A 22013-nucleotide genomic window follows, 5' to 3' on the forward strand; every position below is an offset into this window, starting at 1 on the left:
GTGCTGCTCCATTATGAAACAGTGAGCTTATTTCCCCAGGGTCTCTGCCCTCAACGACAAGCCATGCACAGGCTCTTCATTCTTGTTTAAATTGGAATGGATATAAAACATCACAAGTGCAGCAAATGAAGACATCGTGCCAAGAAAAATTACCGGGATGATCCCCCAGAGATCATATACATTACCAAACATTAACGGGCCAATCATTCTTCCCACATTTGAAAACCCTCCTGACAATCCCATATAGAAAGGTGCGTAATGGCCTGTTCGTTCAGAGAAAAAAGTAGGGATTGTAGGCAGCAGCAACATTTCTCCGATTGTAGCCAGGATCATACCGAGGACCAGATAAATGTACTGTTCATGGAAGAATAGAATGAAGGAAAAAGCCATAGCTGAGAATATCGCACTTACAAACATTTGCCTGACAATCGTTTGTGCAAAACGACTTTTAATCCAGGCAGTAAACGGTTGCCCAAACAAGATCACAAAACCATTGATCGTCCACAGCAGACTGTAGAACTTAAGATCCATCCCCTTCTCGTTAATGTAAGGGGCTATTCCAGTTGACCAGAGAGAAAACGAAAACCAGAAGAACATGGCACCAAGAGAAATAAACAAATATATGCTTATATTTTTCAATAAGCTTTTTCGATCCAAATGGGCCTCTTCCATAATAAACGGATTTTTTTCTTCTGCTATAGTGGATTTCTTATCCGTTTTCTGACTTGAGTGAGGATGTGAATTTGAAGCTGCGCCTCCACTCACGCGCATAAAAAAAAGCAGAAAAATTGCAAACAATAGAGTTGTCGTCCCTGTAAACGTATAGGTCAATGTGAAAGAAATGGATGCAATCAGACCACCGACCATCGCTCCAATAGACAACCCGAAATTGTTGCAGACATACATAAGGTTATACAGCGTTCTTCGATGCTCTTTCCAACGAAACCCAACATAGGCATTTAAGGATGGGAGTGCAATTCCGTTAACAAAACCAAGCAAGCACACGCACAGGATATACGCAGGCCAGCTGTCAGTGAAGGCTATACCATACAGTGCGGAAGCGGACAGAATAAACGAGCCGGCAATCAGCAATTTCGGACCAAGCCGGTAATACAAATTACCGCCTACAATTTCACCTATTACACTGCACAGCGCTTGATACAGCACGATTAATCCAGCTTCACCATAGGATTTTCCCATGATGTTGTGAACATATAGGGTAGTTAATGGCCACATGATTGCTTTGCCTGTTGAATTAACGAAGCTGGCGGCAATAAACAGCAGCGCATCTTTCGGATATATTTTCAGCAAATTGAGATTGGTAAACGATATGAGAAAGATAACAAGTGAACTCTTCATATGACCTCTACTTTCACGCCCCCGTCCTGCGTGGGTCCATCGCATCCCGAATACCATCACCTATAAAATTAATGGATAGCACAGAAAGAATTATAACCAGACCTGGCGGAATCCATAGCCAAGGCTGAGTCGTCAGTGCAGTGATGGACTGTGCCGCATTCAGCATATTCCCCCAGCTTGCAGCCGGCGGCTGAACTCCCATCCCCAGAAAGCTTAGAGAGGATTCCGATAGAATCGCGGCAGCTGCACCAAATGTAGCATTTACGAGAATAGGTCCAATCGCATTCGGTAAGATATGGCCGAAGATGAGACGCGGTGAGCTAAAACCGAGTGCTATTCCGGCCCGTACAAATTCGGATTGGCGAAGCGAGAGCACACTGCCTCTCACCAGTCTTGCAACCGCCGGCCAACCAAGCAGCGCAAGCACGATAATAATATTCGAGAGCCCCGTGCCGAGTACCGTTACAAGTACAAGAATGACCATCATGCTGGGAAATGACATAAATACATCAATGATTCGATTGATCAGCATATCCACCCATCCACCGATATAACCAGCAATGGCCCCAACCACTGTACCTATTAGAACATACAGGATTACGGTTATAACACCCACTGCAAGCGATACTCGGGTAGCATAAATCAACCTGCTGAGTACATCTCTGCCTACCTGATCGGTTCCAAGCCAGTGTGCACCAGAAGGTGGTGCAGAGAAAGCTCCTATAATCGCATTCGGATCGTATGGCGCGATCCATGGCGCGAATATCCCAACGAGAATCAAGAATCCCATGATAATAAGTCCTGCTACAGCAAGCTTGTGCTGCATAAATCGCTGTCTAATCATTCTCCAGTAGCTATCCGCTTCATAGGAAGGCACGTGAGCCGTGGCTGCTGATGTCATATCTTCTGATGCTGCAATAGGCTGCACATTTAGTGAAGGCATACATCTCACTCCTTTCATTAACTATATTTGATTCGTGGATCAACGACCGCATACATAACATCAGACCATAGATTTGCGGCTAGCACAGACAAGGCGGCAAGCATATTTACACCCATAAGCAGCGGAAAATCTCTTGAGAATATGGCTTGAATGGTGAGCTGGCCCATTCCGTTCCACTGAAATATAGTTTCTGTAATTACTGCACCGCCGATCAGTATTGGAATATCAAGACCGGCAATGGTGATAAGAGGGATCAGCGCATTTTTTAGTGCATGTTTGTTAATAACGATGAATTCCTTCATCCCCTTAGCCCGAGCTGTCCTTAGATACTCTTGTCCAAGCACTTCAATGACACTTGATCGCACATAACGGATCATGCCTCCGGATATCGAGGTTCCTAGAGTAATCGTAGGCAGGATGAGATGAGTCAGTGTATCCCAGAACCCTCCGCTGCCTCCCATTGAGTTCATACCACCGGTTGGAAGTATACCTAGCAGAACACCGAAGATATAAATAAGACCTAAACCAAGAAAAAAATTGGGGATGGATACACCCAGAAGAGATCCGGTTGACATCAAGTAATCAAATTTGGATCCGGATTTGACAGCACAGTATATACCAATAGGTATAGCAATCAAATAACCAAACAATATGGAAGCTCCGACTAACAGCAAGGTCGGGCCAATGCGTTCTGAAATCATGGTTGTAACAGGCTGGAACGAACTGAAGGAATGCCCAAGATCACCCTGTAATAGATTCGCTAGCCATTTAAAATAACGGATCATGAACGGATCATTCAGTCCTAGCGCTTCCCTCCGAATCTGCTTGTCCTCCTCCGTTACATCTGGGTTCACGTACATGTCCACCGGATCTCCTGGAGCCAGGTTAATTAGCACAAAGTTAAGAAAGGTGACACCAAGAAGCACCGGGAGTGCAATGAGCAATCTTCGAATAATGTAATTAAACATAGATCAACCTCTCTTCACTAGACCTCTCTATTTCGTTACTTACAAGCGGATAATGACAGGCATAGTGATGGTCCGGGTCAGATCGATTCTCAGTAAGCAGAGGTTCCTCTTCCTTACATTTATTGTTTGCCAGTGGACAACGGGTGTGAAAACGACAGCCTGCTGGTGGTGCTGATGGACTCGGAACATCCCCTTGCAGGAGGATGCGTTCTTTATTTCGAAGATGTGGATTAGGTACAGGATATGCATCCAACAGCGCCTTGGTATATGGATGCTTCGGACGATGGAACAAGGCTTTGGCAGAAGCAAATTCGACGATTTTCCCTAAATACATGACTGCAATTCGGTCACTCATATATTTAACCGAGCCTAGTCCATGCCCGATGAACAGATATGTCAGGCTAAACTCTTGCTGCAAATCCTTTAGCAGGTTCAAGATTTGAGCTTGGATCGACACATCCAGTGCTGAGACGGGTTCGTCACAGACGATTAGTTTTGGCTTCAAGGCCACTGCACGAGCAATGCCAATTCTCTGACGTTGCCCTCCCGAGAATTCGTGAGGATATTTACCAAGACTCGATAGAGGCAATCCCACAATTTCCATCAGCCAGGAAGTCTGCTGTATTGCCTCTGCATCCGTCATTCCCCGTAGAACTTTGAGAGGCTCTGTCATCAAGTCCACGATCCGCTTTCTCGGATTCAAGGATGAATATGGATCTTGAAAAATCATTTGCAAATCGCGCCGTACCCCCCGCACTGCACCAAGAGGCAGTGGAGCAATATCCTTTCCCTCAAATAGGACTTTGCCTTTACTAACCTCCTCCAGCTTAACAATGCTCCTCCCAAGCGTCGATTTTCCGCAGCCTGATTCCCCTACAAGCCCGACAGTTTCACCAGGGAACACCGTTAAGTTCACCCCATCCACTGCTTTGATGTGACCGATGGTTTTGGAGAACACTCCTTTTTTGATTGAGTAATATTTATGAACAGCTTCTAGTTGAAGCAAAGGCGTTGCGGCCTTGATGTTCTCCTTTTTATTCATCTGTATGGTAGACATCGAATTCACCCCTCGATCTTGGACAAATTGTCCGTCATCATTGGATACCAGCATCTTACTTTGTGAGCTGCTTTAATCTCTGTAAGTGGAGGAAGTGAATTACACAGTTCCCCAGCTTTTGTGCATCGCTTCATGAATCTGCAGCCTGTAGGCATCTCTTGCAGGGAAGGAACCGATCCTTGAATAGAGTGAAGCCTCGCGTCATCTATCTCAATATGAGGGATGGATTCCATCAAGCCATTGGTATAGGGGTGAGCGGGATGATCAAACAGCTCGAATACTTCCGCTTCCTCAACTACCTGACCGGCATACATGACGATAATTCGATCCGCCATCTCTGCAACAACACCTAGGTCATGGGTAATCAACATGATTGAAGTACCGTATTCGGAGCGAATATCTTTAATCAGCTGGAGAATTTGGGCTTGAATCGTCACATCCAGAGCTGTCGTTGGTTCATCCGCAATCAGGAGCTTGGGTTTACAGGCAAGAGCCATGGCAATCATGACCCGCTGTCTCATTCCACCTGATAATGTATGGGGATATTGACCAAGAATCTGCTCTGCTCTCGAAAATCCAACTTGCTTAAGTAAGGATACTGCGTGCTCTCTGGCTTGTTTAGTGTTCAAACCCAAATGCATCCGGATAACCTCAATTAACTGATTTCCGATCGTAAAAACGGGATTTAGCGAGGACATCGGGTCCTGAAATATCATGGAGATATCTTTGCCCCGAAGTTTAATTAGCTCAGCTTCTGGAAGCTCCGCCAGTTCCTTATCCTGGAACCGAATGGATCCGTGCGATATATAACCGCTGCGCCCAAGCAAGCGCAGGATGGATAGAGATGTTACACTTTTTCCACAGCCAGATTCGCCAACGATACATAAGGTCTCACCTTCTTGAAGAGAGAAGCTGACGTCATCAACGGAAGTCACTTCTCCTGTTTCTGTACGGAAATTGGTTTTCAGCTCTCGAACCGTCAGTAATTCGTTCATGCTGCACCTCCTTCGATTATTGCAGATCTTTATCTACGTTCCCATGTGTTGACGTCATAGTGCATGCCATCGACGACCCCACCCTTGCCGTTGATGTCCTCTCCTATTGCCACAAGGTTATACTCTGAGTAAACCGTGATGAGTGGAACATCCTCCTGAATGATATTCTGAAGCTTGTCATAGATCTCACTCCGTTTCTCAGGATCCGTCTCTGCCATGCCCGCATCAAACAGCTTGTCTACATCCGGATTGTTATATCGCATATCGTTAAGAGCTGCAGTTGATCGGTAGACCGTTGCCGGCCCATCCGGATCGATAATGCTCCCGAAACTGCTGAGCGCAAGATCGAAATCTCCGGAAACAAGCTTAGATACCGTTGTCGGAAAATCGAAATTGACCTGATTCACCTTCAGGCCTATTGCCTGAAAATTTTGTTGAATAATATTCCCTGCCATTTCTCGTGTTCTATCTCCTGTTGGAACAATAAGCTCAATGGGAGTATTCATGTCGAACCCTGCTTCAGCTAACATTTGTTTGGCAAGTTCTGGATCGTAGGAATATTTGAGGATATTCTCGTCATGGTAAGGATGGCTATTCGAATAAGGACCGTCTTGCAGCTCTCCTGTTCCAGGCATCAGCTGATCTACAATCATCTGACGATCAATTGCGTAGGCAAGAGCTTGGCGCACTTTTTTATCGGGGAACCGTTCGGTATTAATTTCGATGGAATTATATCTACGGGTCTGCTCTTCAAGCGTCTTTAGTCCTTCAATCGATTTGACCGTGCTCCACTCCGTAGCCGGAATGTTTCCGACGCCTTGCGCAGCATTCATATTGAGCTCACCTGACTTTAATTGGGCGACCATATTGGCAGCTGGCATAATTTTAATAAATATTTTCTCTATCTTCGGCTCTCCCCGGTAATAATCTGGATTGGCAGCCAGCTCAACATACGATTTGTTCTCATACTTAACAAAAGAATACGGTCCGGATGTTACATTGGGACTACGCCAAAACGGATGTTGGTTCAGTTCCGCAGGGTTCACCTCAGACAACACATGCTTAGGTACAATCAGCACATCTGAGAAGCGTTCATATACGAGATTGGGATCAACCGGGGTTTTGGTGCGCAGCTCCAGATGCTTGTCATCAATGACTTTAATGGATTCGAGCTTGTCCGTTCCTTCCGGCAGCATTCCTTTCTCATTCAGACCATCCAATGAAAAAATAGCACTGCGCTGGGTAGTTATAGTGTTTGGATTTGCAATCAGATTGATCGTAAATTCAACGTCTTCTGCTGTGATTGGTGCACCATCTGTCCAGTTTGCATCGGGATGGATAGCAATTTTGAATGTTTGATTATCCTCTGTATCAAAAGACTCTGCCAGCTGAAGGTCAAATTGAAGCGGTCCTGTCGTCTTGATCAAACTGTCAAAGAAATAACGATACGTAAATACAGCACCGCTCGACCCACTTCCATCCGAATCAATCGGGTTAAACATAAGCGGAGGATTGGTGATTCCGATAGTCAACTGGTTTGCTTGTGAAGTACCACCACCGGAAGACGCACCCACTGCGGTTACGGATCCTTCTCCCTGCGAGCCGCAGCCTGTTATTAATAGCATGCCTAACAGGGGGTATAATGCCATTTTTTCAAACCATTTTCTCATAAGACACATCCCCTTCCACCTTAGTCACCAGTTCCGAGTTATCTCTACGCTTTACCGCAAGCAAGCTGATAAACTCGAACCCAATATTAGCTGCATTCAGTGCCGTCACTTGACTTGGATCACGGTCAGGCAGAACCTCTACCAGATCAAAACCAATAAAATCAATACCTGCCAAGCCTCTCAGCATCTTCTGAGCTTCATAGGTTGTAAAGCCTCCGACCTCTGGTGTGCCCGTTCCAGGCGCATAGACCGGATCAAGAAAATCAATATCAAAGGTAAGGAACACCGGGCGATCTCCGACACGCTCTTTAACCTTGCGACAAAGTTCAGGAATAGTTAAATCTCTGACATCATCTGTCGTCAACACCTCAAAACCCATAGCTCTAGCTTCCTCCAGCCCTCCTGCACGGTACGTTGTTCCTCTCATTCCCATCTGGATTGAATGATAAGGATCAATTAGGCCCTCATCTACTGCATAACTGAAAACAGCTCCATGCGACCACATTCTTTCCGGATGTTTGGATCGTCCAGTATCGGAATGGGAATCGAAATGCACCAGACATACAGGACCATGCTTCTTGGCTGCTGCTCTTAAGTGGGGTAATGATATGGAATGATCTCCTCCCAGCAATATCGGTACTATACCTGCTCCAAATACTGGAGTCAGCTGATCTTCAATTGCCTGATAAGACTGTTCGATATAGCCTGGATGAACGATTAGATCCCCATAATCTACTCCTGATAAATATTCAGAAATATCAATCTGGTGTACGGGAGAGATGGGCCTGATCCGCTGAGACATGCTACGAATCGCTGATGGTCCGAACCTAGCACCAATTCCATAACTGACACCCGTGTCAAACGGAACGCCGATTACGGCAAAATCAACGTCTTCTTCCAGGTTCTGAACATAAGGCAAATGCATAAAAGTATGGATTCCTGAATACAACGGTTTCCCCATTTCAATCTGTGGACGATATTTCATCTTCATCTCACTCCATTCTATTTTCTAAGAAAAAAGCAAAAAGAGGCCGCTTATGATTAAGCGGCCTCTTTGCCATAGACAAACATCCCATTCCAGAGGATGCATGCTTGTATGCAGTTGTGTAATGCAATTATAGAAACAGGAATTAGTTATGTCAATATGTTTAACATATTATCCTGAAAATTATTATTTTTTGTACAAATATGTCATGTTACTTTACCTAATCTGTTGACTTTTAAATAGATGTATTATATAAATTATCATTAATCAGGTTCATTCACCTTTGTACATACACAAAACACGAAAGCTGTTGTCTCAATTCCTACTTCGAGGTGATGGGTAAATTATGAAACCAAGATTATTGCATGTTCATGATATCCCGACGAACAAATGTCAAGTTGATGTCAAGCTTAAGGAACTAGGTTATCGTGTTGAGTCTGTTGAAGCTGAATGTATGGGAGAACTTACACAGAACAGGTTTGAAATGATCATCCTCGATTTGCCTGCTTGCCGACTGAAGAAATGGCTTCATTCTGCTAACTCCTTATTTTCTTTCCCTATTCTGTGGTGGTGCGATGAACGAAAACCAGCTACCGCCGCTCCCCATGAGAAGCTCGACGGCGTGCTTTGCTCAGGTATGAATGACAATGAACTTCAATGGTCATTGCTCATAGGAGTAAAGAACTATCAGATGCGGGTCCATTTGGAACGTGAGTATCGTTTCTTATCTAGCAAGCTTGATGAAATCAAGCGTGTTGAAAGCGCCAAGCTGTCACTTAGCAGGCAGAAAAATATAAGTGAGAACAAAGCCTATGAAATGATGCGCACACAAGCAATGAATGAACGGAGAAAATTAATCGAGGTCGCTGATTCTGTACTAAGTCAGCCTATATGATATGACATTAAGCAGTCCTAACAACCTTAATACATCCGCTGAATATGCTTCAGCGGATGTTTTTTTTATAAAACACGAAGTTAGACAGTCATAGATTCTGCAGCCAATCGCTTTTGGCTCCGGCGATGTATAGCTAGAAGTGTAATAAACTCCGATACAATCGTGGCCGCATTAAGAGCCGTTACCCTTGTTGGATCACGGTCGGGCAGCACTTCTACAAGATCACATCCGACAATATGTATTCCAGCAAGTCCTCTTAGCATCTGAATTGCTTCATAAGTCGTAAATCCCCCGACTTCAGGCGTACCAGTACCTGGTGCATACACCGGATCAAGAAAATCTATATCAAAGGTTAGAAAGACAGGCGTGTCTTTAACTCTGTCCTTCACTCTTTGACACAACTGCTCCGTCCCCATTCTCTTCACATCATCTGTAGTAAGGAGGTCAAAACCAAGCGCACGAGTTTCTTCATAATGGGTTAAACTCGAATGCCCCCGCATTCCCATTTGAATTGAGGTCTGAGTATTGATCCAGCATTCTTTAGCTCCATGATAAAACATATTACCATGAGAAAACTTACGTGTATCATCCATAGGTTCCCAGGCATCCGAATGGGAATCAAAATGAACCAGGCTGATGGGACCATATTTGGCTGCAGCAGCCTTCACATGTGGATAGGATATGGAATGGTCTCCTCCTAGAATAATGGGAACAATACCGTTATCGTAGACTGGAGCAAGCTGCTCTTGAACGGTTTCATACGTCTGTTCAATATAACCAGGATATATGGAGAGGTCCCCATAATCAATTCCAGACAAATACTCGCTGCTATCAATCCCTTGAGCAGGATTTGTCGTTCTAATTCGCTGTGACATTTCCCGAATCGCCGACGGACCAAATCTTGTGCCCACTGCGTAACCCGCGCCAGTATCAAAAGGATTTCCGATGATTGCATAATCGACATGATCCAATGTCTTGATATGCGGAAGATGCATAAATGTGCGGATTCCTCCAAATGCAGGTTTGCCTTTCTCTGTTAAAGGTCGATACATGTACAACACTCCTCTAATTGATTATTAAAAAATGCATAATTAAACAAAAAGAGCCGCTCCCTTATCTTCTTAGATAAGTAAGCGGCTCTATTGCCGATCAAGTAGCAGCCCCGTCTCGGAAAGACTACTTGAGATATGCATTTGTTGTGTAAGTAATATAACAAACAATGGAAATATGGTCAATACAGTGATTAAATTATATATCTAAAGAACTATATTATATCGAAAGTTGCTTGCTGACATATACAATACCGAGCTGTGAATACCTCTCGTTTAATCCCGTCCATAAGTCTTCACATAGATGATAAAGCTCCTCTTTGTTCCGCAGATCCCCCTCGATTACTTTCGCAACGAGCGCTTGATAACCAGAAGGAATAGATGGCATGAGAAGAGATTCTTTATATGTCGCAGCCCTGGTACTGTAATATTGTTTATTTGCAAGACCGATCAATTTTGCCGTTTGCCAGGTTATATCATAAGCTGCACGAGAGAGATAAGTAAGGTCACCATTGTTATAGCAATTACGAATTTTGCCCATCGTTTCGTACGGTTCCCAGATCATGAATTCACGCATTATCGTCTTTATTTTTTCATCAGATATCGATAATTCCAATTTCTTCACTGTAGCAAAGAAACCTTCCGAGTCGTACAAGGAAATGATATGAACGAAAGCTCCATACCAAATCGCCCAGCTGTCATCCACACGTCTTAATTTAGCCAGCCATTTTGTCCGTTCTGTAACTCCAATTTCCAGTTTGAATGGCGGATACACGATCTCAAGCTCAGCAATGCTTGTACCATCTTTGGTTACAACGTGAAGCTCAATATCGGAATACGCCCCATCTGAGTGCTGTCCAATGGAACCATATACTCCAATCGCTATAATAATGTCTTCATGCTTAGCCAGAAGCCTGTCTTTGATCTGTTCTATAAATCTCCACTTTTCTTCCCTGGATGTATTATAAGGATAAGCTAGAATTTTGATCCCCTCCATGTGATCTAACGAAACTACGTTTCCATCTTATCATACAGCATAAAAAATCCCTCAACAGCATGAATATGGTTCATGTGTTGAGGGTTACTTTATTTTTCAGACCCAAGAGAACTTGCGCCTATGTATTTCATTAACCACTGATGACCGCACTCAGTCAGCTAACATGTGCAAGCAATCCTTAATAAGGATCCTGTTCATGTCCTTTTTGAATTGCCTCATCCACTGCCTGAGGTGCATCATTGGCTCCAAGCGGATGTGTCTGTGAGACACTATTGTTGTCACCCATCATTTTGATCTTCTCTGCGATGCCTTCTCTCAAGCGGCGGCCATAGTCTTCATCAGCCTGCTCCGCAAGAGCAATCATCTTATCTTGAATATCCTTCGGACAGATGGCAATGTCATTCACCATGTTGCTGATCAGCTCATCTTTTTCCCACTGCTCAAAATCACGGTAGGTTTGGCCTGCCTGCTTCGTATTGTCATTGCGATCAATTGACTCCCGCACGAGATGGCCTTCAACATATGGTGTGTGCTCTTTGCCCGTCTGCTCCGCTTCCTTCAATCCGCCCATACTGGATGGCTCGTAGTTCACATGCAGGTTCTGCCCAGGTGCCTTATCGTTGTAATAACGAAGCTGTCCGCCCTCCTGGTTGGTTGCGACACGCTTCTTTGCGGCATTAATCGGCAGCTGCAAATAGTTCGCACCTACACGATAGCGCTGTGTATCGGAATAGGAGAAGGTTCGCCCCTGCAGCATTTTGTCATCCGAGAAATCAAGTCCGTCCACCAATACCCCTGTACCAAAAGCAGACTGCTCCACTTCATTGAAATAGTTCTCAGGAGACTTGTTCAGCACCATGCGGCCAACCTTTTTCCATGGGAACTGATCATTTGGCCACAGCTTTGTGTCATCAAGCGGATCAAAATCAAGCTCTGCATTCGGACCATCCTCCATGATCTGCACGAACAGCTCCCACTCAGGGTAGTTACCATTCTCGATGGCCTCGTACAAATCCTGTGTCGCATGGTTGAAGTTCTTTCCTTGAATCTCCTCAGCTTCCTTCGCAGTGAGGTTCTTAATACCTTGCTTTGGCTCCCAATGGTATTTGACCAGCACTGCTTTACCTTCTTGATTCACCCATTTGTATGTGTTAACTCCCGAGCCTTGCATCATTCGGTAGTTAGCTGGAATTCCCCATGGAGAATAGACAAACGTCACCATGTGAAAGGATTCCGGCGAATTGGCACAGAAATCGAAGAACCGTCTCGCATCTTGAATATTTGTCACCGGATCTGGGCGGAAGGCATGGATCATATCAGGAAATTTCATCGCATCTCGTATAAAGAAGATTTTGAGGTTATTCCCAACAAGGTCCCAATTGCCATCCTCTGTATAAAATTTAACTGCAAATCCCCGTGGGTCACGCACGGTTTCAGGCGAGTGCAATCCATGTACCACGGTAGAGAAACGCACAAAGACCGGGGTCTGCTTTCCTTTTTCCTGAAACAGCTTAGCACGAGTGTACTTGGATATGGGCTCATCTCCGCATGTACCATAGGCTTCAAAATAACCATGGGCACCTGCTCCTCTGGCGTGTACAATTCGTTCCGGCACTTTTTCCCGGTCAAAATGACTGATCTTTTCGATAAAATCGTAGTTTTCCAGTGTAGCGGGTCCCCGGTTGCTGACGGTTCTAATATTCTGATTATTCGTAATCGGATGGCCTTGTCGATTCGTTAAAGTTCCCTCGTCTTCTATGTTCGTTCTTGGATCCGTATTATTTGTATCCAACTCATGTACCTACTTTCCTATAGTATGGGTTAGGTCAAGCCTACCCCTTGTATATTTTCCACAACTGGAATTTTTATTCTGATAATTAATGCATAAATTAGAAGCATAGGGTACAGAATGGCAGCCTTACATCACAAAAAACCCTTCTCAGCCGCATAGCCGAAAAGGGTTATCGATTACTGTGTATTGTAGTTACATGAATTACATCGCACCCATACCGCCATCAACGCGATACTGCACACCAGTAATAAATGCACTATCGTCGGAAGCAAGGAATAATACAAGATTAGCAATATCACTGGATTCCGCATAACGTCCGAGCGGGATGGATTTCGCCAACGTCTCTTGATCCGTATGCATCCCCGTTTCCAAGGAACGCATCATACGTGTGTTGACAGGTGAAGGATGAATGGAATTTACCCGGACATTTTTGCTGGCTACTTCGAGCGCCGTTGCCTTGGTCAGTCCTACAACCGCGTGCTTGGAGGCAATATATGGCGTTACCCCAATGCTGCCGCTTAAGCCGGCAACGGATGAAGTGTTGATTACACTACCATAGCCTTGGTTGACAAGTACCTTAAGCACATGCTTCAATCCCAGGAAAACACCTCTGACATTAACAGAGATTACTTTATCGAAATCCTCAACCTTTTGTTCCATGATCGGCGCAACTTTTCCTTCAATCCCGGCGTTGTTGAAGAAAATATCAATTTTGCCAAATTGATCAACAGTCGCTTTTACATACTTCTCAACATCCGCTTCATTTGATACATCTGCTTGTATTGCGACGATTTCTCCGAGGGATGACAACTCCGACTTCACGGTATCCAGTGTATCCTGCATAAGGTCCACAATAACAACTTTTGCGCCTTCCTTAAGAAAAAGCTCTGCTGTTACTTTACCGATTCCGCCGGCCCCTCCCGTAATGATCGCCACTTTGTCTGTTAATTTAGCCATTTTCGCATGTCTCCTGTCAGTCATTTATATTCTGGTATATAACTCGACTTAAGTAATTTACCCAAATGACAGAAAAATACGAGGTTTACGTTTAAAATAATGAACCATTTGTGTATTGGGAACAACGGAGTCTGTTTGGCGAGTGCTGCTCACCTGCTTGACCACGGCATAATTTCAGTGACGACCTCTTGGCCTTCTTTAATCGATCTCTTCATCATAAGGGATAAATAATGATCCTGCGCTGCCTTTGCAAAACTATAGAATGACGGTCCCAGATCTAACGCGTACAGACCCATCTTATACATGCTTGTCGCAACAGCAATCTCATCGTCTGACAGTCTTCCACTCTCAAATCGATTCTCATAGATCATCTCCGACTCAAACTGAATTCCACGGTGCGCGTATCCTTCCAGATTCCCACCATGCCCTGTATCTATTCTTCTCAGTAGGGACGTGATTGGCGTTCTGAAATCCTTCAGATAAGTCACCTCATCATTGACGATTTCTCCACGGTCGCCGCGAACCAATATCCGATCCCCCCGAATCCATGAGAAATATTGAACATTTGAAAAATCAAACACCGCTGTTTTCACTCCAAATTGAAATATTGCCAGCTCTTGAACGGACTGTACCTTCTCTTCGGATTCAGGCAAGCCCTGTCTGTCCGGTCCTTTCACAATTGGACTTGTCAATTGATGTCCTGTGATTTTCGCCTTCTCATAACCGACACCTAGCAATTCCCTGATCAAGCTTATTCCATGATACCCATGGGCGGCTGATACTTGAACATGAGATACTTCACCAAGGATGCCGGACCGGGTGAGACGAATTCTGGCTGCATGCATAGGCTGATATAAGTACTGCTCTGCAATTTCCACCTTAGCATTTGAAGGCAGCTCCTCATGCAGCTTCAATAGTCCGTCAATATCTGGTGCAGGAGGAGTCTCTGCGAGTACAGGAATTCCCTGCTTGCTCAGCTCGGCTATGTAATTCGGATTGGCATCCCAAGGTACGGAAATAATCGCATACGAATAATCCCGCTTCTCTAAGAATTGATCCAATGTCGTTACGCTTGGTATGCCCCATTTCTTTTGAAATCTGTCTGCCTTAGCTTCATTTCTGACCAGCACTCTGCTTACTTCAAACAAATCCGGAAGCATTGCAGCAATTCGCAGAAAAAATTCAGCTCTCCATCCAGCCCCAATAACAGCAAATACGATTTTATTCATCTCTCATCCTCAACCTTCCATTTCATATAAGACCGAAGCTATCAGAACTCATTTTACCTGATCCATCATATTTATAACACAGCGTCTGAGGGAATGACTCAGCTGCCTGATTTGACACACAGAAAAAACAGCGGAATCAAAAGTCCGCCGTTCGTTCACGTTCACTGATCTTTAGGGAGTTAACGCAGGAGCAGTACGATGCTTGGTATGCTGTTCATAGGAATACGCAAGCTTAATTAGTGTAGGTTCACTGAAAGGCCTCCCGATAAAATCCAATCCAACCGGCATGCGGTCAGAAGCTCTGAAGCCAGCCGGAACCGTTATTGTCGGGTACCCTGTGAAAGAGCTGAGTTTAAATCCGTCGCCAATCGTTTGCTCATCCCCAATATCAGAAACGGGATTGGCTGATGTAGGAAAAATAAGGGCATCCAGATCATAATCGGCCATCATCTTAAGTACGGCATCCTGTGCTAATTTCGTACGATAAAGAACAATGTCTTTGTATGACTCATCTTCAAGGGATTCCCGATCATTGCGTTCAATGAGCTGTGTCTTCACAGATTCATCGTACAAACCAGAATCAATAATAGCGGCAAGGTCCTCATACTCGCGATCCTCTCCCAGCGTTTCGAGATAATCATTAAACTGGAATTTGAACTCCCATCCGCTGAGGCTCGCATAACTGTTGATCTGCTCAAAGTTAGGAATTTGAACATCATCAATTAATACTGCACCCTGATCTCTCATATCCTGAATTGCCTCATCCATTACATAATTGATATCTGGATCGGAACCAAACACTTCACGGACAATTCCAATCCTTGCACCACGGAGTCCCGCGGGGTCCAAATAATGGAGATATGATTCCGGAATGCGGTCGATACTTGCTGCTGTCGTCACATCATCAGGGTCATAACCTACTGTAGCGTCAAGTATCGCAGCAGCGTCAGCAACAGTTCTTGCAATCGGCCCCCCTGTATCCTGTGTCAATGCCAAAGGCATGATCCCGTCACGACTCGATAAACCAATAGTAGGTCGAATACCGACCAGATTATTGAATGAAGACGGCACCCGAATTGAACCCCCGGTATCACTTCCCATTCCTGCCGCGGCAAAGCTCGCCGCAATCGATGCACCCGTCCCCCCACTTGATCCTCCTGGTACTTTGGATAGGTTATACGGATTAAGCGTCTGACCAGACACCGAGCTTACTGTTGTATACCCAAATGCAAATTCATGCAGGTTAGACTTCGCTAATATGATTGCGCCGGCTTCTTTTAGCTTCTCTACTTGATAAGCGTCATCCACGGGAATACTATCTACTAATGCTAACGAGCCTCCCGTTGTCGGCATATCCGCTGTATCGAAATTATCTTTGAGAATAATAGGAATGCCATGCAGTGCTCCTCTTGCTCCACTTTGTCCACGCTCCGTATCCAGCTCTTCAGCAAGCTCGTCCGCCTGTTCGTTGACGGAAATAATAGAGTTAAGCTTCGGACCCTGTGCATCGTATTTTTCGATTCGCTCCAGATACATATCCACCAGCTCTTTCGAGGTGACTCTTCCGGAAGTCATAGCCTTCTGCAAATCCGAGATGGATGTCTCTGCAACACTCACCGGCTGTAAATATTGATAGAGCCTGAGGGCAACAATTGCTGCATCTCCCTTGGTGAGTGGTTTGCCATAACCATATGTATACTCAGCAACTCCCTTCATTAGGCCCGCCGTAGTGATTACACCGATAGAGCTTGCATAATAGCTGTTTATCGGAATGTCCTGATACATCATTTCTTCAACGTAAGGTACATCAATGATCTCATCCAATAAGAGTGCTGCAATTTCTCGGTTAATCTTGCCCGATTGCGGAACTTCCGTAATAAGGCGCTCCGATCCTGCTTCTTTCGCCGCTAGATTAATGAGCTCAGCAAACTGTTCTGTACTGATGGTCTTTACCCATTCTTTCTCTGCAGTCCATTCACTCGGAGCCCAGTCTAGGTTCAGAAAATCAGTCAATTCCGTGTTTACAGATGCTGCTGCTTCACTCTCGCTGGGAAAGCCTGCCACTGGGAGCAGCAGCCCGCCAGCCAAGAGAACACTCATTATTCGCTGTTTGCCATTCCTCATACTTATAATCCCTCACTCTCAATCTATTTGTGTTATTAAAATTAACATATACTAGACTGATAGTATTGTAAATAAGGGAATTTAAGTAATATTTTGGCTGATTATAGGTAGATTGAATTACTTTGAAACAAAACAAGAAGATTTATGTCATGTTTAATAACATATATCTTCTTGTTGAATCATTTATACAAAAGCCTCCTTACTAGATCATCTCGAGCGGTACTTTATGATCTGGCTTCGGGAATGCTGAATCCAAGTCCTTGAGATCTTCTTCAGTTAGCTGCGCCTCATATGCAGCAGCGTTCTGTTTCACGTGCTCTTCCTTGGAGGATTTAGGTATGGCGAGTACTTGGCCGTTCCGAATACTCCAGGCAAGCATTAATTGAAGTGGTGTAATACGGTGCTTCTCTGCGACTGCCTGCACAGTCCCATTGCCAATAATTTCACGCCGCAATGTACCTCCCTGCGCAAGTGGAGAATAGGCCATGATTGGGATCTGACGCTCGGTCTGCCATGGCATTAGATCAACCTCAATTCCCCTCGAGCCGAGGTGATATAATACCTGATTAACCGCACAGTTACTGCCTTTAGATATGGAGAGGAGTTCCTCCATATCGTCTGTATCCAGATTGGAAACACCCCAACGCGCAATTTTGCCGTCCTGTACAAGCTTCTCCATTCCTTCTACGGTTTCAGCAAGTGGTACGTCTCCTCGCCAGTGGAGCAAATACAAATCCAGGTAATCTGTCTTTAGTCTGCGCAAGCTTTGTTCACAACGGGTAATGATCCGGTTTCGTCCTGCATTATGCGGATATACTTTGGAGACGAGGAATACTTCTTCCCGTATGCCCTGAACAGCTTCCCCTACAAGGGATTCTGCCAGGCCCTCGCCATACATTTCTGCGGTATCAATAACATGCATTCCCAGTTCTACACCAAGACGCAGTGCGGCAATTTCTTCATTTCGTACAGAAGGATCATCTCCCATATGCCAAGTTCCTTGCCCAATTGCAGGAAGCACGGTTCCATCTGCCAGCTTGATTGTATTTCGCTTGATCATCATTACATCTCCTTTTTATGCTGTGATATGACTTCAAATAATGTAGGTAATTGTGGATTATCCAGCTACGCCTTTTATACCCGAATGTCATAACTTATAACCTAACTATTTAAATCAAATAACAAGAATGTATGTTCCTATATTATGATTCATGTATTATAATGGAGTATGTTCTTTAAGAATCGAGGTGATCATCTATACCGAAGAGAGATATTCAATATTTATATAAGACTCCAAAGACGCTCATGAACAAAGGGACGGGATTCCTGTCCGGATACAGCCATACGTTAAATCCGTATACAGGTTGTACGTTCGGATGCTCGTATTGCTATGTACGACGAATGCCTGTATCTATATTTCGCGGGTCGGAATGGGGAACTTGGGTAGATGTTAAGCAGGAAGCGTCATCTGTATTTCTCAAGGAATTAAAGCGCGCTAAGGCTAAGGGTCCAGTTACGATCTTTATGTCATCCAGTACAGATCCTTATCAGCCCATCGAATATAAGGAGCAGATTACTCGTTCGCTGCTCGAAGTGATGTGCGAATCTCCGCCCGATTTTTTACTGGTGCAAACCAGAAGCCCACTCGTCACGCGGGATATAGATCTATTCACAGCACTGGGAGACAAAGTTCGTGTCAGTCTTACGATCGAAACAGATCTTGATGAGGTCAGAAAACATTTCTCTCCCTCAGCTCCTCCTATTGCCGCTCGTTTAAAGGCACTGAAGGAATTAACGGAGACAGGTATTCCGACTCAAGCAGCCATCGCCCCAGTTCTGCCCAGCAGTGAGGCATTTGCTTCCAAGATTTATAATATTACCAACCGTGTTACCATTGATGATTACTTCATGGGAGATGGCAGCGGCGGCAAAAGAACAAGACAACTGGGAATCCATACTTTGTATAATGAAATCGGTTCAACAGAGTGGTATAACTCAGCTGCATATCAAGTCGTCCTTTCTCGAATGAGAAAAATTTTTCCAGAAGATTGTGTATATATTAGTCAACAGGGTTTTGAGCCTTAGAATATACGCAAGGAGGTCCTGTTCTGCATATGCAGCAGAGCAGGACCTCCTTATTATTTCATCAAGTACATCACTCTTGATCCTAACTACTTCACAACAAGGAAGGGACAATGTACATTCTTCACTACTTTATGACTAACACGACCAAGCACCTTATGATGTAACATAACGAGTGAGGAGGAATATCAATGTACTAACGGATCTTACTGGCTGCAGATGGTTCTGAGAATTCGCTTCGTATTTCCTGCAGAGCATTTAAACCGCACCTGTCTTAATGTGTACTCAATTTTCCCTTGCTATCTGTAAATACCGCCAGCTTATCAATCATACGCTGACTCGCTTCATTCAGTCCGGTCAGTCTTACTTCATTGTTATTCTCCCTGTATTTCAAGATGACTTTATCAATCGCGCCTACAGCGGAATCATCCCAAATATGAGAATTGGAAAAGTCGATCACAATGTCGCGGTCTTGTACAGACAGGTCAAACGATTGCTCAAACGTTGTTGTAGAAGCAAAGAATAATTGCCCTTTAACTTTGAACACCTGTTTCTTGTCACCCTCCGTTTTCTCGATCACTTCCAGTTTGGATATCTTCGCCACGAAGAACACAGCCCTTAAGAGGACACCGGCAATGACGCCTTTGGATAGATCATGAGTAGCAACGACAATAATGACTGTAACCAGCATGACAAGTGCGTCCGAGCGGGGCGCTTTTTTCAAATATTTGAATGAAGACCAATCAAACGTCCCGATACTTACCATCACCATGATTCCAGCTAGAACGGGCATCGGCATCAAGACAACTAGATCGCCGAGTACAAGAATCAAGAACATGAGGAATAGTCCGGCCACAAGCGTAGACAATCGGCTGCGTCCGCCTGACTTGACGTTAATCATGGATTGACCGATCATTGCACATCCTGCCATACCACCGAAGAAGGCTGTTACAAAGTTGGCTATTCCTTGGCCCCTTGCTTCACGGTTCTTGTCACTTTGAGTATCTGTCATATCATCTATAATAGATGAGGTAAGCAGAGATTCGAGCAAACCGACAATTGCGAGCGCAAAAGAATATGGTAATATAATCTGTAGTGTTTCTAAAGAAAATGGCACGTTCGGGATCAGTAATGACGGCAAGGTCTGTGTAATGTTCCCCATATCTCCTACGTTCTGAAGATTAAATCCCGTAAATACGGATACAACAGTTAACAATACGATGGCAATCAGTGGTGCAGGAATGGCCTTGAAGAATCGAGGCACAACGTATACGATGAGCAGCGTGATTCCGAGGAATACATAGGTGGCTCCATTAATTCCCCAGAAATAAGGGACCTGCGCCATAAAGATGAGAATTGCCAGTGAATTGACAAAGCCAATCATAACGGCACGTGGGATAAATTTCATCAGTGAAGCCACTTTGAACACGCCAAGCAGAAATTGAATAATACCTGTTAAAATGGTAGCCGCGAGCATATACTCGATTCCGTGCTCCCTAACCAGGGGAGCGAGTACCAGGGCCATAGCCCCTGTCGCTGCAGAGATCATCGCTGGTCTGCCCCCAGCAAAGGCAATAATTACAGCGATACAGAAGGAAGCATACAAACCGACCATAGGGTCCACGCCGGCAATTAGCGAGAAGGCAATGGCTTCCGGGATCAGGGCAAGAGCAACAACAATACCGGACAGAATATCAGCTCTTACATTAAAAAACCATGTTCTCTTTAGATTTTCTAACACTCTTTCTCCACACCTCTTTGTATATTTTTAAATGCCTGACTTTTAAGTCTCATAAAAGTCAAGTCACCATAAACAGCAAGTCTATCAATACCTTCGTTAGTTTATCACGAATCGTTCCAAAATGGAACCTTTTTGAGACTAGTGAATGTCCAAGGAGTTTTATTCATGTTAATCGGATATGTAAGACCTTATCAGGATGATTTACTATGTAACGATCAGCAAGCCATATTGGCACAATATGCCTGCGATTATATCATTGCCGAGGAGCACGGCTCTGCCAAGAAGCGAACCGGGTTGTATGGTCTATTGGACAAGCTCGAGTCTGGCGATCATATCGTGGTAGCTAAATTATTTGCCCTAGCGGATTCAACCAGACACCTTGCCGAATTGCTCGATGAGCTCAGCAATAAAGGTTGCTATCTTATTTCAGCAAAAGAAGGCATCGATACAAGTGCTTCTCCGGGATTGATCTTTCAAGAGATGGTGCACTATCTGCTCGACTTTCAAAGCGATGTGATCAGTGAAAAGACAAAAAAAGGACTCTATGAAGCAAAACAGAAGGGAATAAGACCTGGGCGCCCCAAGAAGCCGGACGAAAATGTCAAAAAAGCGATCGTCATGTATCAAAGCAATCAGTACAGCCTAGCTCAAATCAAAGATGAAACAGGAATCAGCAAATCTACACTGTATCGTTATCTTGATTCCGAAAATTAAACATGGAGGATATAACATGGCAACCATTGATGACTTCTTAAAGCTGGATATCCGTATCGGCACCATTGTTAAGGCAGAGGCTTTTCCGGAAGCAAGGAAGCCCGCAATCAAGCTGGAGATTCATTTCGGAGAACTAGGTATCAAGCATTCCTCTGCACAAATTACGAAACGATATACGCCCGATGAATTAATCGGGAGGCAAATCGCTGCAGTTGTAAACTTTCCTCCGCGCCGAATCGCCGGATATGTATCCGAAGTACTCGTACTTGGCGGCATTCCCGAGTCAGGCGATGTTATCTTGCTCAGACCGGATGAAGAAGTGCCCAATGGAACACCGATCGCTTAAAAAAGTTGATCTCATACCTCACAGAGGAGCAAACATTGGATGATTAATCCCAATCTGCTCCTCTGTTAATCCACTCTGTAAATTCATATCCTATTACTCTCATTAGCTTT

Annotated in this window: 19 protein-coding genes; 4 read left to right on the top strand and 15 right to left on the bottom strand. The window is 44.5% G+C overall.

Features of this window, described 5'->3' with window-relative positions:
* Positions 1-27 precede the first annotated feature (27 nt).
* From ACFQ3J_RS08305 to speB (ACFQ3J_RS08335), 7 genes are read right to left on the bottom strand one after another with little or no spacing between them, the layout of a single operon-like run.
* Positions 28-1404 carry an MFS transporter gene (locus ACFQ3J_RS08305; RefSeq protein WP_251583611.1) on the bottom strand — a complete coding sequence of 459 codons (1377 nt, stop codon included), beginning with the start codon at positions 1402-1404 and terminating at the stop codon, positions 28-30.
* The gene (gene opp4C, locus ACFQ3J_RS08310) at positions 1373-2260 is read right to left on the bottom strand and encodes an oligopeptide ABC transporter permease (protein ID WP_251583666.1); all 888 of its coding nucleotides are present in this window, start codon (positions 2258-2260) and stop codon (positions 1373-1375) included. Before opp4C ends, ACFQ3J_RS08305 begins: the two co-directional genes overlap by 32 nt.
* Positions 2261-2319: 59 nt before the next feature.
* Entirely contained in the window at positions 2320-3270 is a 951-nt protein-coding gene (locus tag ACFQ3J_RS08315) for an ABC transporter permease (protein WP_091155881.1), read from the bottom strand.
* A complete protein-coding gene (locus tag ACFQ3J_RS08320) occupies positions 3263-4327 on the bottom strand; it encodes an ABC transporter ATP-binding protein (protein WP_251583610.1) in 1065 nt (354 codons plus the stop codon). The genes ACFQ3J_RS08315 and ACFQ3J_RS08320 overlap by 8 nt, the downstream gene beginning before the upstream one ends.
* 5 nt (positions 4328-4332) lie before the next feature.
* Positions 4333-5322, bottom strand: coding sequence for an ABC transporter ATP-binding protein (locus ACFQ3J_RS08325; protein ID WP_251583609.1), 990 nt, complete (start codon positions 5320-5322; stop codon positions 4333-4335).
* Positions 5323-5351: 29 nt separating this feature from the next.
* Positions 5352-6992, bottom strand: coding sequence for an ABC transporter substrate-binding protein (locus tag ACFQ3J_RS08330; RefSeq protein WP_251583608.1), 1641 nt, complete (start codon positions 6990-6992; stop codon positions 5352-5354).
* Complete coding sequence (gene speB / locus ACFQ3J_RS08335; protein ID WP_251583607.1) at positions 6976-7977, bottom strand: agmatinase; 1002 nt, start codon at positions 7975-7977, stop codon at positions 6976-6978. Before speB (ACFQ3J_RS08335) ends, ACFQ3J_RS08330 begins: the two co-directional genes overlap by 17 nt.
* 346 nt (positions 7978-8323) lie before the next feature.
* On the opposite strand from speB (ACFQ3J_RS08335), the gene ACFQ3J_RS08340 reads away from it, so the two are divergent.
* A complete protein-coding gene (locus tag ACFQ3J_RS08340; protein WP_091155871.1) occupies positions 8324-8872 on the top strand; it encodes an ANTAR domain-containing response regulator in 549 nt (182 codons plus the stop codon).
* A gap of 80 nt (positions 8873-8952) precedes the next feature.
* Here ACFQ3J_RS08340 and speB (ACFQ3J_RS08345) read toward each other — a convergent pair whose 3' ends face one another.
* The 7 genes from speB (ACFQ3J_RS08345) to ACFQ3J_RS08375 all read right to left on the bottom strand — a co-directional run bounded on the left by speB (ACFQ3J_RS08345) (position 8953) and on the right by ACFQ3J_RS08375 (position 18083).
* The gene (gene speB, locus ACFQ3J_RS08345) at positions 8953-9924 is read right to left on the bottom strand and encodes an agmatinase (RefSeq protein ID WP_251583606.1); all 972 of its coding nucleotides are present in this window, start codon (positions 9922-9924) and stop codon (positions 8953-8955) included.
* 217 nt (positions 9925-10141) lie between these two features.
* Positions 10142-10918 carry a kanamycin nucleotidyltransferase C-terminal domain-containing protein gene (locus ACFQ3J_RS08350; RefSeq protein WP_251583605.1) on the bottom strand — a complete coding sequence of 259 codons (777 nt, stop codon included), beginning with the start codon at positions 10916-10918 and terminating at the stop codon, positions 10142-10144.
* A 178-nt stretch (positions 10919-11096) separates the two neighbouring features.
* On the bottom strand, positions 11097-12710 hold the full coding sequence (locus tag ACFQ3J_RS08355) for a catalase (RefSeq protein ID WP_091155866.1): 1614 nt from the start codon (positions 12708-12710) through the stop codon (positions 11097-11099).
* A gap of 201 nt (positions 12711-12911) precedes the next feature.
* A complete protein-coding gene (locus ACFQ3J_RS08360; protein ID WP_251583604.1) occupies positions 12912-13667 on the bottom strand; it encodes an SDR family NAD(P)-dependent oxidoreductase in 756 nt (251 codons plus the stop codon).
* Between the two features lie 149 nt (positions 13668-13816).
* Entirely contained in the window at positions 13817-14896 is a 1080-nt protein-coding gene (locus ACFQ3J_RS08365; RefSeq protein WP_251583603.1) for a Gfo/Idh/MocA family protein, read from the bottom strand.
* 171 nt (positions 14897-15067) lie between these two features.
* Entirely contained in the window at positions 15068-17020 is a 1953-nt protein-coding gene (locus ACFQ3J_RS08370) for an amidase family protein (RefSeq protein ID WP_251583602.1), read from the bottom strand.
* A 202-nt stretch (positions 17021-17222) separates the two neighbouring features.
* Positions 17223-18083 carry an aldo/keto reductase gene (locus ACFQ3J_RS08375; protein ID WP_285850187.1) on the bottom strand — a complete coding sequence of 287 codons (861 nt, stop codon included), beginning with the start codon at positions 18081-18083 and terminating at the stop codon, positions 17223-17225.
* A 242-nt stretch (positions 18084-18325) separates the two neighbouring features.
* Here ACFQ3J_RS08375 and ACFQ3J_RS08380 point away from each other — a divergent pair, with 242 nt between their 5' ends.
* On the top strand, positions 18326-19105 hold the full coding sequence (locus ACFQ3J_RS08380) for an SPL family radical SAM protein (RefSeq protein ID WP_251583600.1): 780 nt from the start codon (positions 18326-18328) through the stop codon (positions 19103-19105).
* 271 nt (positions 19106-19376) lie between these two features.
* Here ACFQ3J_RS08380 and ACFQ3J_RS08385 read toward each other — a convergent pair whose 3' ends face one another.
* The gene (locus ACFQ3J_RS08385; protein ID WP_251583598.1) at positions 19377-20843 is read right to left on the bottom strand and encodes a SulP family inorganic anion transporter; all 1467 of its coding nucleotides are present in this window, start codon (positions 20841-20843) and stop codon (positions 19377-19379) included.
* A 165-nt stretch (positions 20844-21008) separates the two neighbouring features.
* Here ACFQ3J_RS08385 and ACFQ3J_RS08390 point away from each other — a divergent pair, with 165 nt between their 5' ends.
* Both ACFQ3J_RS08390 and csaA read left to right on the top strand, forming a co-directional pair.
* Entirely contained in the window at positions 21009-21557 is a 549-nt protein-coding gene (locus ACFQ3J_RS08390; RefSeq protein WP_251583595.1) for a recombinase family protein, read from the top strand.
* Positions 21558-21573: 16 nt separating this feature from the next.
* Positions 21574-21903 carry a chaperone CsaA gene (gene csaA, locus ACFQ3J_RS08395; RefSeq protein ID WP_251583593.1) on the top strand — a complete coding sequence of 110 codons (330 nt, stop codon included), beginning with the start codon at positions 21574-21576 and terminating at the stop codon, positions 21901-21903.
* Positions 21904-22013 lie beyond the last annotated feature (110 nt).

This window comes from Paenibacillus provencensis, assembly GCF_042678545.1.
Classification (GTDB): domain Bacteria; phylum Bacillota; class Bacilli; order Paenibacillales; family Paenibacillaceae; genus Paenibacillus; species Paenibacillus provencensis.

Coding starts and splice junctions, on each gene's coding strand:
- csaA (WP_251583593.1), top strand. CDS start 21,574: ATGGCAACCATTGATGACTTCTTAAAGCTGGATATCCGTATCGGCACC.
- speB (WP_251583607.1), bottom strand. CDS start 7,977: ATGAAATATCGTCCACAGATTGAAATGGGGAAACCGTTGTATTCAGGA.
- ACFQ3J_RS08320 (WP_251583610.1), bottom strand. CDS start 4,327: ATGTCTACCATACAGATGAATAAAAAGGAGAACATCAAGGCCGCAACG.
- ACFQ3J_RS08365 (WP_251583603.1), bottom strand. CDS start 14,896: ATGAATAAAATCGTATTTGCTGTTATTGGGGCTGGATGGAGAGCTGAA.
- ACFQ3J_RS08375 (WP_285850187.1), bottom strand. CDS start 18,083: ATGATGATCAAGCGAAATACAATCAAGCTGGCAGATGGAACCGTGCTT.
- ACFQ3J_RS08350 (WP_251583605.1), bottom strand. CDS start 10,918: ATGGAGGGGATCAAAATTCTAGCTTATCCTTATAATACATCCAGGGAA.
- ACFQ3J_RS08325 (WP_251583609.1), bottom strand. CDS start 5,322: ATGAACGAATTACTGACGGTTCGAGAGCTGAAAACCAATTTCCGTACA.
- ACFQ3J_RS08330 (WP_251583608.1), bottom strand. CDS start 6,992: ATGAGAAAATGGTTTGAAAAAATGGCATTATACCCCCTGTTAGGCATG.
- ACFQ3J_RS08380 (WP_251583600.1), top strand. CDS start 18,326: ATGAACAAAGGGACGGGATTCCTGTCCGGATACAGCCATACGTTAAAT.
- ACFQ3J_RS08360 (WP_251583604.1), bottom strand. CDS start 13,667: ATGGCTAAATTAACAGACAAAGTGGCGATCATTACGGGAGGGGCCGGC.
- ACFQ3J_RS08305 (WP_251583611.1), bottom strand. CDS start 1,404: ATGCGATGGACCCACGCAGGACGGGGGCGTGAAAGTAGAGGTCATATG.
- ACFQ3J_RS08340 (WP_091155871.1), top strand. CDS start 8,324: ATGAAACCAAGATTATTGCATGTTCATGATATCCCGACGAACAAATGT.
- ACFQ3J_RS08315 (WP_091155881.1), bottom strand. CDS start 3,270: ATGTTTAATTACATTATTCGAAGATTGCTCATTGCACTCCCGGTGCTT.
- speB (WP_251583606.1), bottom strand. CDS start 9,924: ATGTATCGACCTTTAACAGAGAAAGGCAAACCTGCATTTGGAGGAATC.
- ACFQ3J_RS08370 (WP_251583602.1), bottom strand. CDS start 17,020: ATGAGGAATGGCAAACAGCGAATAATGAGTGTTCTCTTGGCTGGCGGG.
- ACFQ3J_RS08390 (WP_251583595.1), top strand. CDS start 21,009: ATGTTAATCGGATATGTAAGACCTTATCAGGATGATTTACTATGTAAC.
- opp4C (WP_251583666.1), bottom strand. CDS start 2,260: ATGACATCAGCAGCCACGGCTCACGTGCCTTCCTATGAAGCGGATAGC.